A 16,203-nucleotide genomic window follows, 5' to 3' on the forward strand; every position below is an offset into this window, starting at 1 on the left:
TTCAAGAAACAAATGCATGCAGGGGCATGCGTGCAGACAACTCCGATCGCAGGCCGGCCAGCTCCTCCAGGCGTGCGGCCACGTCGCGGCCTTCAGGCGCCAGTGCCTGCAACGCCGCCAGGGCCTCGTACTCGGTCCTGTGCTTGGCCCCCTCGCGCGCCACTTCGGCGGCCTGCGCGAAGCAGGCGGCCACCGCCGCGCGCTCACCGCCGGCGGCCTGCAGGTAGCGGGCCTTCTGCAGATGGAGCTCGGACCTGTAGAGCCCTTCCTTGAGCTCGTCCGCCATGCGCAGGCACTCGTCGATGCGCTCGAGCGCTTCGCTCCAGCGCTGGTTGGCGGCCAGCGTGTCCGCGGCGAAGGCACGGTAGTAGGTCTGGCAATAGCGGCAGCCCATGCCCCACAGCGCCTGCACCCAGGCGTCGGCTTGCGCGATGCTGTCGACGTCACCGGTGGCCCAGCAGCGGATGATTTCCGCATACCCCTGGAACGCCGGCAGGCCATAGCGCGCGGTGATGCCGAGCAGTTCGCCCGTGCTGACCAGCGCCCGCGCCTTGTCGTTGCGGGCCTGGTGGCCCAGGCTCTGGTACAGCAGGGCCATGCTCAGCGACGGAATGTGCGACATCTCCCGCGCCCACCGGACGGCATTCGCGGCGTCGGTGCGGGCGGCCGCGTCGTGGCCCGCGAACCAGCGCACCAGCGCGCGCCCCGTGGTGGCCCATACGCGGGTGTCGAAGCCGAAGTCGGCAGCATGGTGCGCGTGCGCTTCGGGGCTGTAGCGCTCGATGGCGTCGGTCAGCGACTGCTCGCCGAGTTCGAACTGGCCGTCGGAATAGTGCGCGAGCCCAAGATAAGTCTGTGCCGCCACGAACACGCCCTGGTCCTGCTGCTGCACGGCATGGTCGAGCAACCGCTGGCTCAGCCGCTGCACCTCGGCGCGGTTGCTCGCGACGTGGTGGAAGGTGATCAGCGTCCACAGGTGCTGCACCTGCTTCTCGCGGGGCACGCTGTCGTCGAGCAGTTCCTGCGACAGGGCGATGCGGTCCACCACCTGCGCATGCGCCCAGCCGTACTTGTTCATCATCGCCTGCGTGACGTAGCTGTTCACGTCGAGGCGCGCCTCGCGCTGCGCAGCGCCATCCAGGCGCGCCATCCAGCCGTCGATGTGCTGGGCGTAGGAAATGGTTTCGTCGTTCAGCGAGCGATGCTGGGTAATGCGCAGCTGCTGCACCGCCAGCGCCATGGCCTGCGCGTGCTCGCCGGCATCCGCCCAGTGCTGGGCCACGCTGCCTGGCTCGTCCGCCACGCGCTGCGGCTGGCTGTCCAGCAGCGTCTGCGCCACGTTGCGGTGCTGCTGCTGGCGCTGCGCGACGAGCATGCACTCGTAGGCGGTGTCGCGGATCAGCGCGTGGCGGAAGATGAAGGCGCCCGGCGGCCCGGCCGGCGCCACGAGCCCCGCGTCGAGCAGCACGGCCATGTCCTTGTCCATGGCTTCGGGGAGCTTGCCCGAACAGGCGCACAGCAGCTCGGCATCGAATTGCCGCCCGATGGTGGCGGCCAGCTGCAGCAGGCCCTTGACGGGGCCCAGCCGGTCGAAGCGACTGACCAGCGAGTCGCGCAGCGTGACCGGAATGGCCGCTGGCTGCGCGGTGTCCTTGAAGACCCAGACGCCGTCCTTCTCCACCAGGTAGGCGTCGAGCAGCATGCGCGCCATTTCCTGGATGAACAGCGGCACGCCGTCGGTGCGCGCGACCACGTTGTGGATCACCTGCGGCGCGGCGATTCTCGGCGCCAGCGCCTGCCGGGCCAGTTCGGCCGCCTGCGCGTCTTCCAGACGGCGCACCTCGATGCACGCCGCCTGCAGTTCCGGCGGCTTCTCCCATTCCGGCCGCGCGGTCAGCACCAGCAGCACGCGCCGCTGCGGCAGCTGCGCGACCAGCTGCTCGAGAAACTCGATGCTCGTGGGGTCGGCCCAATGCACGTCCTCGAGCAGGAGCAGCAGCGGCGCCGCCTCGGCCATGTGCAACAGCCACTGCGCGATCGACTGCAGCAACAGCGCCTTCTGCATCGGGGGAGACATCTGGCTGGGCGCGCTGTCGCCCAGCGGCAGGGAAAGCCATGCGCAGAAGATCGGCAGCACCGCCTCGCCGTCGCAGCCGGCCGCATGCAGGGCCTCGCGCAACCGCTCGCGCCGGGCGTCTGGCGTGGCGGCGTCGGGCGCGGCGTCGAGCCGCTGGCGCAGCAGCGCCAGGAACGGCGTCAGCGCGTTGTTCTGGCTTTCGGGCTGGCACTGCGCACTGACGGTCTGCCACCCTTCCTGCGCCACCTGCTCGCGCAGCATGTCGGCGAGACACGACTTGCCGATGCCGGGCTCGCCGCGAATCCACACCGCGCCGCCTTGGCCTTGCCGGGCCTGGGCCCACGCCGCGCGCAGCTGTTGCAGTTCCGGCTCGCGGCCAATGCACGCCTCGTGCAGTGCCTGTTCCGCCGACTCGTGCAGCATGGACGCCTGCCGCTTGCTGCTGAGGCAATAGGTCTGGATGCCGCCGGACTGCCCCGGCAGGGCCACGCTGCCGGCCTTGTCGAAGCGCGCATGGCGCCCCAGCAGCCGGTAGCTGCTTTCGCTTGCCAGCAGCGTCCCGGTTTCGGCAACGCCCTCGAGTCGCACCGCGACATTGACGGCATGGCCCGACGGGATTTCTCCGGCGGCCACCACCGCCATGCCGGTGTGCATGCCCATGCGGATACCCAGATGAACGCCGTGCGCCTGCTCGATGGCGGCCGAGCGCTGGCGGCTCAACGCAATCAGCTCCAGCGCCGTCATGCCGGCCTGCCGCGCGTCGGTGTCGCTGGCATGCGGATAGCCGAACAGCACGATCATCCGGTCGCCCAGCGTGCCCGCCAGCAATCCGCCGCGCCGCGTGGCGGTCTCCGCGAACAGGGAGAGCTCGTTGCGCTGCAGCAGTTCCAGTTTTTCGATGTCCGAGGGCAAGGCATCGTCGGCACCCTCGGCGTCGGCGTCCGGCCAGACCGAGACGCTGCAGCACAGCACCGTGAGCTGGCGCTTCTCGGAGAAGCCGCGCGTCGTCACCACGGTATGGGCCAGCGCCTCGTCCTGCGCCTGCTTGGCCGAGCGCAGCACGCCCACGAGGTCGTCCAGCCGCAGGCGCCCGAGTTCGGCCAGCAGCGTGGCCGCGGAATCGCAGCGGTCGGCGGCCTTCTTCCTCAATGCCTGCCGCAGCACGGACGCCACCGGATGGCTGGCGATTTCCGAGGGCAGCGGCACTTCCTGCGGGCTCAGTTGCTGATGAAGAATCTCCGCCGCCGATGCGCCGCGGATGGCGGGCACGCCGGTCAGGCATTCGATGAACATCAGGCCCCAGGCATACAGATCGGACTTGACGCCGGGTGGCTCGCCGCGCAGCTGCTCGGGTGCGCTGTAGGCCGGCGTGCCCAGGGACTCTTCCGTCATCGTGAGCGTCAGGAATTCGGCGCCCCTGTTCGTGGGTATGACGGTGCTGATGCCGAAGTCCAGCACCTTCGCATGCGGGACGGCGCCGGTGAACGTGACCATCACGTTGTCCGGCTTCAGGTCGCGATGCACGATGCCCGCGGCATGCGCGCAGTCCAGCGCATCCAGCACTTCCGCCATGAGGTGGGCGGTTTCGGGGGCCGTCAAAGCGCCCTTGCGCCGGATCAGGCTGGTGAGCGTTTCTCCCGGCACGTACTCGAAGACGCCATAGACGCAGGCGCCCTGCTCGCCCTTGTCGAGCAGCTGAACGATGTGCGGATGGTGCAGCGCGGCGCAGAGCTTGGTCTCGCGGTGGAAACGCGCAACGCGCTGGCTGCCGACCTGCAGCTTGACGACCTTGATGGCGACCACGGTGCCCGTGCGCTGCTGCAGCGCACGATAGACGGTGCCGTAGCCGCCTGCGCCCAGTTCCTCCAGCAGGTCGTAGCCCGGAATCTCCAGCGATTCCGGCCATTGCGGTTGCAACGCTGTGTACGTGGGGTTGGTGGCGGCATCCTGCATTTCAGCCTCGTCGTGATGGAACGTTGATGGTCCTCCGGGACTTGCCTCGGCCGCGTCCCGCGCTGCGACGGTACGCAATAGTGACACTAATTGTTACTGTAGCGGACACAAGGACTTTTCAGGTAGGCAACACTCCAAAAAAAGAAAACCCGCAACAAGTGCGGGTTGTTAGAACTTTTCGGTGTATATGCTGCCGCCCGGCGCAGCCCGGGCTCCTTCGCGAACACCGCGGAACCGGCTTTGCCGGGCCGCTGGTGTTGCCCTCGGTAGGGGGAAGGCGTAGCGACACGAAGTGCGCGCAGCCTGGGTGCGAGCTTATTTCTTCTCGCCGCCCGGCACCTTGCCTTCGACGCCCTTGACGTAGAAGTTCACGCCCGAGAGGAACTTGTCGTCGGCCACCGCGTCCTTCGCGACCAGTTCCTTGCCGTCCTGGCCGAGGATCGGGCCCTTCCAGATCACGAAGCTGCCGTCCTTCAGGCCCTTCTTCACTGCCTCGACCTTGGCCTTGGTTTCGGCCGACACGTCATCGGCGATCGACACGAGGTCGATGGCACCTTCCTTCACGCCCCACCAGCTCTGGCCGGTGGTCCACTTGCCGTCCAGGGCTTCCTGGGTGGCCTTGATGTAGTACGGGGCCCAGTTGATGGTGGCCGAGGCCAGGTGGGCCTTGGGACCGTAGGCGGTCATGTCGGAGTCCCAGCCGAAGGCGCGCTTGCCTTTCTCTTGCGCGGTCTTGAGCACGGCCGGCGAGTCGGTGTTCTGGAACAGCACGTCGGCGCCGCCGTTGATGAGGGCGGTGGCGGCTTCGGTTTCCTTGGGCGGGCTGAACCACTCGTTGACCCACACGACCTTGGTCGTGATCTTCGGGTTGACCGACTGCGCGCCCAGCGTGAAGCTGTTGATGTTGCGCAGCACTTCGGGGATCGGCACCGAGCCGACCACGCCCAGCGTGTTGCTCTTGGTCATGGCGCCCGCGATCACGCCGGCCATGTACGCGCCCTCGTACGTGCGGCTGTCGTAGGTGCGCATGTTGTCGGAGGTCTTGTAGCCGGTCGCGTGCTCGAACTTCACGTCCTTGCTGTCTGCCGCGACCTTGAGCATGGGCTCCATGTAGCCGAAGGTGGTGCCGAAGATCAGCTTGTTGCCCTGGCTCACCATGTCGCGGAACACGCGCTCGGCGTCGGCGCCCTCGGGCACGCTTTCGACGAAGGTGGTCTTGATCTTGTCGCCGAATTCCTTTTCGAGCGCCTTGCGCGCGTTGTCGTGCGCAAAGGTCCAGCCGCCGTCGCCCACGGGTCCGACGTAGGCGAATGCGATGTTCAGCGGCGCTGCCGGAGCCGGTGCGGCAGCGGCGGGTGCCGGGGCCGGCGCGGGCGCCGCGGCCGGTGCTGCCGCTTCTTCTTTCTTGCCGCAGCCGATCAGGGCCGCCGAAGCGACCGCCGTGAGGGCGGCCAGCTTGAGCAGGGAGCGCTTGTTCAGATCATTCATTGTCGGAAATCCTCAAAAAGGACAGGTTGGCGGAAAAACGAAACACGATTATGAGCCGGGGTAGAACGGTTTCCCGATGGAGGCCGGCATGTTGGCGCGGATGAACGCCGGGTTGCGCGAGATCAGCGCCAGCACCACGATGGGCGCGATGTACTGCAGCATGCTGAGGAACTGCGCCGGCACGTCGACGCCGCTGCTCTGCAGGTGAAAGCCCAGCATCGACACGCCGCCGAACAGGTACGCGCCCAGCAGCACGCGCACCGGCCGCCAGGTGGCGAAGGTGGTGAGCGCCAGCGCGATCCAGCCGCGCCCAGCCACCATGCCCTCGACCCATAGCGGCGTGTACACGGTCGACAGATACGCGCCCGCCAGCCCGCACAACGCGCCGCCCGCGATCACCGCCATGAAGCGGATGCGCCGCACCGGGTAGCCCAGCGCATGCGCCGACTCGGGCGACTCGCCGACCGAGCGCAGCACCAGGCCGGCACGCGTGCGGTAGAGAAACCAGATCAGCGCGACGGTCAGCACCACCGCGAAGTACACCATCGGGTGGTGGCGGAACAGCGCCGGGCCGACGAGCGGGATGTCGCCCAGCACGGGGATGGCGTAGCTCACGCTCGCGGGCAGCTTGGCCTGCACGAAGTTGATGCCGGCAAAGGCCGAGAAGCCAACGCCGAACAGGCTGAGCGCGAGGCCGGTCGCGTACTGGTTGGTGTTGAGCCAGATCACCAGCACGCCGAAGAAGGCCGAGAGCAGCGCCCCGGCCGCCATGCCGGCGAGGAAGCCGAGCCAGGGGTTGTGCGTGGTGACCACCGTCGCGAAGCCCGCGATGGCGGCGCAGAGCATCAGGCCCTCGGCGCCGAGGTTGACGACGCCGGCCTTCTCGTTGATCAACAGGCCCAGCGCCGCGATGGCGAGGACCGTTCCGGCGCTCAGGGTGGAGCCCAGGAGGAGTGCGTAACTGTCCATTCAATTGCTCCGGCGCGGGTTGCTTGTGTTCGAGGGCTGATGTTCGGGGCGCTGTCGCTCAGGGCGCGTGCGCAGGACACCGGGTACTCCCCTGCGCGAATGTCCCCCGCCGGCGTGAGCGCCCCACGACACACGCGGCACTCGAATCGAAGCGAAGGCCTTCATTCAAAGTGCTCCTTCGTTCGGTCGCGCGACAGGCGCAGTGAGCGGTGTGCTCGCCTGCAGCGAACTCGTCGTCAAGCCCGCAGCCTTGACAGCCGCCTTGCGGCGAATGCGATAGGCAATGAGCGTGTCGCAGGCCAGCAGCGTGAACAGCAGCAGGCCCTGGAACACACCGGTGAGCGACTTGGGCAAGCCGAGACGCGACTGCGCCAGTTCACCGCCGATGTAGAACATGCTCATCAGGAGGGCCGAGAAGATCATGCCCACCGGATGCAGCCGCCCGACGAAGGCCACGATGATCGCCGCGAAGCCATAGCCCGCCGGCACGTAGGGCGTGAGCTGGCCGAGCGGCCCCGCCACTTCGAGCGCACCGGCGAGGCCGGCCGCGCCGCCCGAGGTCAGCAGCGCGATCCACACCGCGCGCCGCGCCGAGAAGCCCGCGTAGCGCGAGGCCGCCGGCGCCAGCCCGCCGACCTGCTGCGCAAAGCCCGCGCGCGTGCGGAACAGGAACACCCACAGCGCCCCCGCGCCCACCAGCGCGATGACCAGCCCGATGCTCACGCGCGAGCCCTTGAACAGGCGCGGGATCTGCGTGACCGCCTCGAAGGTCTTGGTCTGCGGGAAGTTGTAGCCGTTCGGATCCTTCCACGGCCCGTAGACCATGTAGCCCAGCAGCAGCGTCGCCACGTAGACCAGCATCAGGCTCACCAGGATCTCGTTGGCGTTGCACTTGTCGCGCAGGAACGCGACGATGCCCGCCCACACCATGCCGCCGAGGACACCCGCGACCAGGATGGCGGCCACGATCCACTGCCCCGTGCTCTTGTCGGCCAGCAGCGCCACGCCACCGGCCGCAATGGCGCCGAACACGAACTGCCCTTCGGCGCCGATGTTCCACACGTTCGAGCGGAAGCACACGGCCAGCCCCAGCGCAATGATCAGCAGCGGCGTGGCCTTGACCATCAGCTCGCCGATGGCATAGCCGCTCTTGATGGGTTCGTAGAAGAACACCAGCAGGCCCTTGACCGGGTCCTTGCCGAGCGCCGCGAACAGCGCCACGCCGATCAGCACGGTGATCGCCAGCGCCAATATCGGCGAGGCATAGCTCCAGAAGCGCGAAAGCTCCGGACGGGGTTCGAGCTTAAACATGGGCCGCCTCCTTCTTCCACAGGCCGCTCATCCATTCGCCGATCTGCGGCAGCGTCGCGGCCGCGCGGTCGATGGAGGGCGACAGCCGGCCCTTGGCGATCACGTGCAGCCGGTCGCAGATGTTGAACAGCTCGTCGAGCTCCTCGCTGATCACCAGCACCGCACAGCCGGCATCGCGCAGCGCGAGGATCTCGGCATGGATCAGCGCGGCCGCGCCCACGTCCACGCCCCAGGTCGGCTGCGAGACGATGAAGAGCTTCGGGTTGGCGTCGATCTCGCGCCCGACGATGAATTTCTGCAGGTTGCCGCCCGACAGCGACCGCGCCGCCGCGCGAGGGCCTCCTGCCTTGACCTTGAAGCGCTCGATGATGGCTTTCGCCTGCCGCTCGAGCGCGCCGGTGCGGATCCATCCGCCCCGGCCCACCGCATCGCCGCGCGTGAGCAGCAGGTTGTGCGCGAGCCCCAGCGTGGGCACCGCCCCGCGGCCCAGCCGTTCCTCGGGCACGAAGTGCAGGCCAAGCGCGCGGCGCGCGCGCGGGCGCAGCCGGCCGGCGGGCTGGTCGAACACCCGGACCATCGGCGCCTCGGCGCGCACGTCCTCGCCCGACAGCGTGTAGAGCAGCTCCTTCTGGCCGTTACCGGAGACACCGGCGATGCCGACCACTTCACCCGCGCGAACCTCGAACGAAATGCCCTCGAGGTCCATGCCGAACTGGTCTTCGCGCGCCAGCGTCAGCCCCTGCACGCGCAGCGCCACCGCGCCCGCATGCACCGGCCGGTGCTGCAGCGGCGGCGGCTCGCTGCCGATCATCAGCCGCGACAGCGACTGGGTGCTTTCGTTCTGCGGATTGCACACGCCCGTGACCTTGCCGCCGCGCAGCACGGTGCAGGCGCTGCACAGCTCCTGGATCTCGTGCAGCTTGTGGCTGATGTAGAGAATGCTGCAGCCCTCGGAGGCCAGCTTGTTCAGCACGTGGAAGAGCTTGACCACCGCCTGCGGCGTCAGCACCGAGGTCGGCTCGTCGAGGATCAGCAGCTTGGGGTTGGTGAGCAGCGCGCGGATGATTTCGACCCGCTGCATCTCGCCCACCGACAGCGTGTGCACCGGCCGCGCCGGGTCGATGTCGAGCCCGTATTCGCCCGCCTTGGCCGTGATGCTGCGCGCCACCTCGGCCAGTTGCAGCGACTTGTCGAGTCCCAGCCAGACGTTCTCGGCCACCGTGAGCGTGTCGAACAGGCTGAAGTGCTGGAACACCATGCTGATGCCCAGCGCCCTCGCCTGTTGCGGGTTGCGCAGGTTCACGGCCTGGCCGTCGAACATGACGGTTCCTTCGTCGGGCTTGACCGAGCCGTAGATGATCTTCATCAGGGTCGATTTGCCGGCGCCGTTCTCGCCGAGCACGGCGTGGATCTCGCCGGGCTGCACGGCCAGGGAAATGTCGCTGTTGGCGACCACCGCGGGATATCGTTTGGTGATGTTCGCCAGTTGGAGTCTTGGGGTTGTCATGCCGGGTTTCGTGGATTTTTGTCTCGTCAACAGCAACAAAGCGGAAACGGCTATCAGTTTAATAACGTCCCCGCGACCATCGGCGCCCGACGGCGCTTTGCTCAGTTCAAGTCAGTGTCCGCCGATATAGGCGAACTTGAACAGGAACACGGCGGCGATGACCCAGACCATCGCATGCACTTCCCGTGCCCGGCCGGTGCAGAGCTTCAGCACGGCGTATGTGATGAAGCCGAAGGCCAAGCCGTTGGCGATGGAGTAGGTGAAGGGCATCGTGAGCGCGGTGACGGCGGCCGGGATCACCTCGGTCGTGTCTTCCCAGTCGAGCTCGACCAGGTCGCGCAGCATCAGGCAGCCCACGAAGAGCAGCGCCGGCGCGGTGGCGTAGGCCGGCACAGATCCCGCGAGCGGCGAGATCATCAGGCAGGCCAGGAACAGCAGCGCCACCACCACGGCCGTGAGGCCGGTGCGTCCGCCCGCCTGCACGCCGGCCGCGCTCTCCACATAGGCCGTGGTGCTCGAGGTGCCGAGCAACGAGCCCGCGAAGATCGCGCCGCTGTCGGCCAGCAGCGCCTTGTTCATGCGCTCCATCTTGCCCGGCACCAGCAGGCCGGCGCGCTTGGCCACGCCCATCAGCGTGCCGGTGGCGTCGAACATCTCGACCAGGAAGAACACCAGCACCACGTTCAGGATGCCGCCCTTGAGCGCGCCCAGGATGTCGAGCTGCATGAAGGTGGGCGCGATGGACGGCGGCGCGTCGAACACGCCGTGGAACTTGTTGCCGCCGAAGAAGAACGAGAGCACCGTCACCGTGACGATCCCGATCAGGATCGCGCCGCGCACCTTGAGCTTGTCGAGCGCCACGATGATGAGGAAGCCCAGCGTGGCCAGGATCACCGGCGCCGAGTGCAGGTCGCCCAGCGTGACGAAGGTGGCCGGCGAAGCCGCGACGACGCCAGCGCTCTTCAATGCGATGAGCGCCAGGAACATGCCGATGCCCACCGTGATCGCCGTTCGCAGCGACTGCGGTATGCCCTGTATGAACAGCTCCCGCAACCCCGTGACCGTGACGATCAGGAACAGGCAGCCCGAGATGAACACCGCGCCCAGCGCAACCTGCCACGTGTAGCCCATGCCGAGCACCACCACGTAGGCGAAGTAGGCGTTCAGCCCCATGCCCGGCGCCATGGCGATCGGGTAGTTGGCGTACAGGCCCATGATCAGCGTGCCCAGCGCCGCAATGAGGCAGGTGGCCACGAAGACCGAGCCCTTCGGCATGCCCGCGTCACCCAGGATCGAGGGGTTCACGAAGATGATGTAGGCCATCGTCAGGAAGGTGGTCAGCCCCGCGATGACTTCGGTGCGCACCGTGGTGTTGTGCGCGCTGAGCTTGAACACGCGTTCAAGCAGGCCCGGGCCGCTTGCACCGCTCACGGCCGCACGCGCACGCGCGGACTCGACATGCCCCGGCGTGCGGGGATCGGCGCCCTGCGGCGCCTGTTCGAACGTACTCATTTCGCTTGTCTCCAGCTGTTGTAGTGGCGGTTGCTTCATCGTTGCCCCGCTCACGACGCCGGCGCGAACGGGGATCTCTCAGGGATCGAAGGTTTCAGGCGCGGCGGGCAGGCGCGTTGCGGCGCCGGATACACCGGACAGGGCGGAAACCGTTGGACGCAGCGACGCCGCCACGTCCTTGATGCATTCGCGCAGCCAGCGCGCCGAGCTCGACGAATGGGTGCGTTCGTGCCAGAGCTGGTAGTACATGAGGCGCGGCAGCGCCACGGGGCAATCGAGAATTTTCAGCGGCAGCCGCGACGCGAAGCGCTCGCAGTACTGGCGCCCGGTGGTCAACACCAGCAGGCTCGAGGCCACCATGTCCGGGATGAGGCTGAAGTGCGCGCAGCGCGCCGTGATGTTGCGCTGCCGCCCCAGCTCGTCGAGCATCTGGTCGATGATGCCGCGCCCGCCCGGATGCATGGGCGTGGGCGCGATGTGCTCGGCCGCGAGCCAGGTCTCCAGGTCCCAGCCGCGGCGCACCGCCGGATGGTCCTTGTTGACCAGGGACACCACCTCGTCGCCGAAGAGCCGCGCCATGTGCAGGTCTTCCGGCGGCTTGAGCCAGTTGCCGATGACGAGGTCGACCTGGCCGAGCGCGAGGTGGCCGTGGTAGTCCGAGTCGGGTGTGAGCGCGTGGATCTCGATCTGGCACAGCGGTGCCTCGCGCTTCACGTGCGCCACCAGCATCGGCAGGAACAGCGGGTCCATGTAGTCGCTGGCCGCGATGCGGAAGGTGGTGGCCGCCGACTGCGGCTCGAAGCCGCGCGCGTCGGAGAACAGCATCTCGGCCGCACGCAGGATGCTGGCGGCCGGCTCGATCATGCGCAGCCCCGCATCGGTCGGCACCATGCCCGAGCCCGAGCGCACCAGCAGCGGGTCGCCCGACAGCTCGCGCAGGCGCTTCAGCGCGGCCGACACGGCCGGCTGGTACATGCCCAGCCGGATGGCGGCGCGCGAGACGCTGCGGTCGGTCAGCACGGTGTGAAGCACCCGGATCAGGTGGAGATCGATCTTGTCGAAAAGTGCCTGGTCACGCATGTGACGTCCCCCCAGTCTTCGCGCACTTCGTGTCGCTTCGCCAACCCCCTGCCGGGGGCAACACCAGCGGCCCGGCAAAGCCGGTTCCGCGGTGTTTCGCGAAGGGGATCAGGAGGTAGGGCATTGGGAGAACTTTGGACATGCGCCAAAGTCTACGAGTGACTATGCGGACTGGACAGCGGTAATGGCACGAAGGATCGACTCGCTCGTGGCCGGCGCCTTCAGCGGCGGATCGATGCGGTGGCCGCCCGCGGCAGACACCGCATCGCGGATCGCGAAGAACACCGAGAACGGCAGCAAGAGCGGCGGCTCGCCCACGGCCTTGCTGCGGTGGATCGAGTCCTCGAAGTTCTGGCCTTCGAACAGGCGCACGTTGAACACCGGCGGGCAGTCGTTGGCCGTCGGAATCTTGTAGGTGCTGGGCGCGTGCGTGGTGAGCATGCCGCTTTGCGGGTGCCACACCAGCTCCTCGGTGGTGAGCCAGCCCATGCCCTGGATGAAGGCGCCCTCGACCTGGCCGATGTCCACCGCCGGGTTCAGCGACTTGCCCGCGTCGTGCAGGATGTCGGCGCGCAATAACTTCCACTCGCCGGTGAGCGTGTCGACGATCACCTCGCTCACGGCCGCACCGTAGGCGTAGTAGTAGAACGGGCGGCCCTGCATCCTGTCCTTGTCCCAGCTCAGGCCGGGCGTGGCGTAGAAACCATCGGACCACAGCTGCTTGCGGTCGAGGTACGCCTCGCCCACCACGGTGCTGAAGGCCAGCGAGCGGCCATTGACCTCGACCTTGTCGTTCGCAAAGCGTACCTCGCCGGCCTTGCCGCCGTGGCGCTCGGCCGCGCATTCGGCAAGGCGCTCGCGGATCTGGCGCGCCGCGTCCTGCGCGGCCTTGCCGTTCAGGTCGGCGCCGGTCGATGCTGCCGTGGCCGAGGTGTTCGCCACCTTGGTGGTGTCGGTGGCGGTGACCCGCACGCGCTCGAAGCTCACGCCCAGCTCGTGCGCCACCACCTGCGCCACCTTGGTGTTCAGGCCCTGCCCCATCTCGGTGCCGCCGTGGTTCACGAGGATCGAGCCGTCGGTGTACACGTGCACCAGCGCGCCGGCCTGGTTGAAGTGCTTCACGTTGAACGAGATGCCGAACTTCAGCGGCGCCAGCGCGAGGCCGCGCTTGAGCACCACGCTCGCCTTGTTGAAGGCCGCGATGTCTTCGCGCCGCGCGCGGTRGCCGCTGCTGGCTTCCAGCTCGGCCACGAGTTCATGGACGATGTTGTCGGTCACGGTCTGGCGGTACGGCGTGACGTTGTTGTCGGTCTTGCCGTAGAAGTTGACGCGCCGCACGTCGAGCGGGTCGCGCTTCAGTTCGCGCGCCACCGAGTCCATGATGTTCTCGATGGCGATGGCGCCCTGCGGACCGCCGAAGCCGCGGAACGCCGTGTTGCTCTGCGTGTTGGTCTTGCCCGAGAAGCCGTGCATGGCCACGTTGGGCAGCCAATAGGCGTTGTCGAAGTGGCACAGCGCGCGCGTCATCACCGGACCCGACAGGTCGGCCGAGTGGCCGGCGCGCGAGACCATGGTGATCTCGGCGCCGAGGATGCGGCCCTCGTCGTCGTAGCCCACCTCGTACTCGTACCAGAAGCAGTGGCGCCGGCCGGTGATCATGAAGTCGTCGTCGCGATCGAGCCGCAGCTTGACCGGGCGCTGCAACTGGCGCGCCGCGATGGCCGCCACGCAGGCGAACAGCGCCGACTGCGATTCCTTGCCGCCGAAGCCGCCGCCCATGCGCCGGCATTCGACATGCACTTCGTTCGACTGCAGGTGCAGCGCATGCGCCACCAGGTGCTGCATTTCGCTCGGGTGCTGCGTCGAGCAGTGGATGTGCAGCGCGCCGCCTTCCTTCGGAATGGCATAGCTGATCTGGCCTTCCAGGTAGAACTGCTCCTGCCCGCCCACGTCGAGCGTGGCTTTGTGGCGATGCGGCGCCTTGGCGATGGCGGCGCGCACTGCGGCCTCGTCGCCCTCGTTGGCGCTGCCTCCGCTGCGCACGATGTGCATCGGCGGCACCACGTACTGGCCGCGCGCATGGGCGTCCTGCGGTGTGATCACCGGCGGCTGCGCGTCGATGGTCAACGCGTCCTTGGCTTTCGCAGCGGCGCGGCGCGCTGCATCGCGCGTCTCGGCGATCACGGCGAATACGGGTTGTCCGAGGTAGCGGATCTCGCCGCCGTGGTTCACGGGCAGCAGGATCGGGTCGTCGTGAATGATCGAACCGCAGTCGTTGCTGCCGGGAATGTCGTCGGCCGTGAGCACCGCGACCACGCCGGGCATCGCACGGATCGCGTCGAGCGACAGCGCCGTGACGCGGCCGTTGGCGGCCGGCGACAGGCCCAGCGCGCAGTGCAGCGTGCCGGCGAGTTCGGGAATGTCGTCGATGTAGGTCGCTTCGCCGGCCACGTGCAGGTGGGCCGACTCGTGCGGCCGGCTGATGCCGACACGCGCGCCAAGATCGTGCGCGAGCGCTTCGGCACCGACGTCGATGCGCGCGGCGGTGTTGGCCAGGTAATCGGCAAAGGCCTCGGCGGGCTGCAGCAGGCGGGCGTCGATGGGCTTGTTCATGGTCAGACTCCTTCGGCGGCGGCCTTGGTGGCATGGGGCATCACGCTCCATACGCTGGTTTCTTCCAGCGACAGGGCGTCTTCGGCGCGGGTCTCGAGCCAGAGCCGCTGGATCAGGTTCTGCGCCACCTGCAGCCGGTAGTCGGCCGAAGCGCGCATATCCGACAGCGGCTTGAAGTCCTGTGCCAGCGCGAGCTTGGCGGTGGCAACGCTGGCCTGCGTCCATGGCTTGCCGACCAGCGCCGCCTCCGCGTTCGCGGCGCGCTTGACGATGGCGGCCATGCCGCCGAAGGCCAGGCGCGCGGCCTTGACCGTGTCGCTGCCGGCTTCGAGTTCGATGGCGAAGCCCGCGCACAGCGCCGAGATGTCGCAGTCGAAGCGCTTGCTGATCTTGTAGGCGCGCACCTGGCGGCGCAGCGCAGCGTGCGGAACGGCCAGCCCCTGGACGAACTCGCCCGGCTGCAGCTGGTTCTTCATGTAGTCGAGATAGAACTCGGACAGCGGCATGCGGCGCACCGCATCGCCGCGGCGCAACTCGATCTGTGCATCAAGCGACATCAGCACCGGCGGCGAATCGCCGATGGGCGAGCCGTTGGCGACGTTGCCGCCCATGGTGCCGGCATGGCGGATCGGCGGCGAGGCGAAGCGCAGCCATACGTCGGAGAGGCTCGGCACGCGCTGGACCAGCGCGGCAAAGGCGGATTCGAGCGAGGCGCCGGCGCCGATGTAGAGCTCCTCCTTGCGGTCTTCGATGGTCTTCATTTCGGCCACGTCGCCCACGTAGATGATGTCGCCCAGGTCGCGGAACTGCTTGTTGACCCAAAGGCCGACGTCGGTCGAACCGGCCAGCAGCTGGGCGCGTGGCTTCTGCTCGCGCAGCGCGGCGAGCTGCGCCAGGGTCTTCGGCGCATGGAAGTGGTCGACGCGGGCGCCGAGCGGGGCGGCATAGTCAAGGCCGTCGTTCTGCAGCGCGGTGAGGGCCGCGACCACCGGTTTCGTGTCGAGCCGCACGGCCGGCAGGTCGAACATGCGCTGCCCGGCATCGAGGATCGGGCGGTAGCCGGTGCAGCGGCACAGGTTGCCCGAGAGTTCGTCGGCCAGCTGCTGGCGGGTGGGTTGCGTGCCTTCGGCCTGGTGGTGCTCGTAGGTGGACCACAGCGACATCACGAAGCCGGGCGTGCAGAAACCGCACTGGGAGCCGTGGCAGTCGACCAGCGCCTGCTGGACAGGGTGCAGCGTGTGCACGGCATGCTGCTTCTTTTCAGCGGCCTCCCGGGTCTTGCATTGGCTCTTCAGGTCCTCGACCATGAACAGCGCCTTGCCATGCAGCGTGGGAAGAAACTGGATGCAGGCATTCACGGTCTGCAGGTTCAACCCGTCGATGGTGCCTTCGGCATCGGGGTCGGTGGCGAGTTCGCCGATGACGACGGTGCAGGCGCCGCAGTCACCCTCGTTGCAACCTTCCTTGGTGCCGGTGCAGCGGGCGTCCTCGCGCAGCCAGTCGAGCACGGAGCGGGTCGGGTGGACGCCGGTGACGTCGACGATCCTTCCGCGATGGAAGAAGCGGATCGGTTGAATCTGGCTGCTGGTGCTGCTGTCGGTGCTCATGCTTTTGGGCTCGTGGGAGACCCGTCGTGGGTCAGTCATGGACGTTAGCGGCTTGTCCGGGGTCTTGCATACGGGGGCGCCCATAA

General features: G+C 67.9%; 9 protein-coding genes. All 9 read right to left on the reverse strand.

The genetic code is table 11. From position 1 onward, the window contains the following. Position 1: 1 nt before the first annotated feature. The 9 genes from AC1DFC_RS22245 to xdhA all read right to left on the reverse strand — a co-directional run bounded on the left by AC1DFC_RS22245 (position 2) and on the right by xdhA (position 16,117). Positions 2-4,030: a TOMM system kinase/cyclase fusion protein gene (locus AC1DFC_RS22245; protein ID WP_478180013.1), complete on the reverse strand. Its 4,029-nt coding sequence runs from the start codon at positions 4,028-4,030 to the stop codon at positions 2-4. A gap of 315 nt (positions 4,031-4,345) precedes the next feature. After that, on the reverse strand, positions 4,346-5,518 hold the full coding sequence (locus AC1DFC_RS22250; protein ID WP_478180014.1) for a BMP family ABC transporter substrate-binding protein: 1,173 nt from the start codon (positions 5,516-5,518) through the stop codon (positions 4,346-4,348). Positions 5,519-5,566: 48 nt separating this feature from the next. Further along, positions 5,567-6,487, reverse strand: coding sequence for an ABC transporter permease (locus tag AC1DFC_RS22255; RefSeq protein WP_413314613.1), 921 nt, complete (start codon positions 6,485-6,487; stop codon positions 5,567-5,569). A gap of 165 nt (positions 6,488-6,652) precedes the next feature. Further along, positions 6,653-7,798, reverse strand: coding sequence for an ABC transporter permease (locus AC1DFC_RS22260; RefSeq protein WP_413314614.1), 1,146 nt, complete (start codon positions 7,796-7,798; stop codon positions 6,653-6,655). After that, positions 7,791-9,305, reverse strand: a complete 1,515-nt coding sequence (locus AC1DFC_RS22265) for an ABC transporter ATP-binding protein (protein ID WP_007838605.1) — start codon at positions 9,303-9,305, stop codon at positions 7,791-7,793. The genes AC1DFC_RS22260 and AC1DFC_RS22265 overlap by 8 nt, the downstream gene beginning before the upstream one ends. Before the next feature lie 111 nt (positions 9,306-9,416). Next, positions 9,417-10,817: an NCS2 family permease gene (locus AC1DFC_RS22270; protein WP_007838606.1), complete on the reverse strand. Its 1,401-nt coding sequence runs from the start codon at positions 10,815-10,817 to the stop codon at positions 9,417-9,419. Positions 10,818-10,895: 78 nt separating this feature from the next. Further along, positions 10,896-11,897 (reverse strand): LysR family transcriptional regulator, encoded by a 1,002-nt coding sequence (locus tag AC1DFC_RS22275; RefSeq protein WP_007838608.1) that lies wholly within the window; start codon positions 11,895-11,897, stop codon positions 10,896-10,898. A gap of 162 nt (positions 11,898-12,059) precedes the next feature. Beyond that, on the reverse strand, positions 12,060-14,510 hold the full coding sequence (xdhB, locus tag AC1DFC_RS22280; RefSeq protein ID WP_478180015.1) for a xanthine dehydrogenase molybdopterin binding subunit: 2,451 nt from the start codon (positions 14,508-14,510) through the stop codon (positions 12,060-12,062). A gap of 2 nt (positions 14,511-14,512) precedes the next feature. Next, entirely contained in the window at positions 14,513-16,117 is a 1,605-nt protein-coding gene (xdhA, locus tag AC1DFC_RS22285; RefSeq protein ID WP_478180016.1) for a xanthine dehydrogenase small subunit, read from the reverse strand. Positions 16,118-16,203: the final 86 nt, after the last annotated feature.

This window comes from Variovorax sp. 10L421 (genome assembly GCF_056395365.1).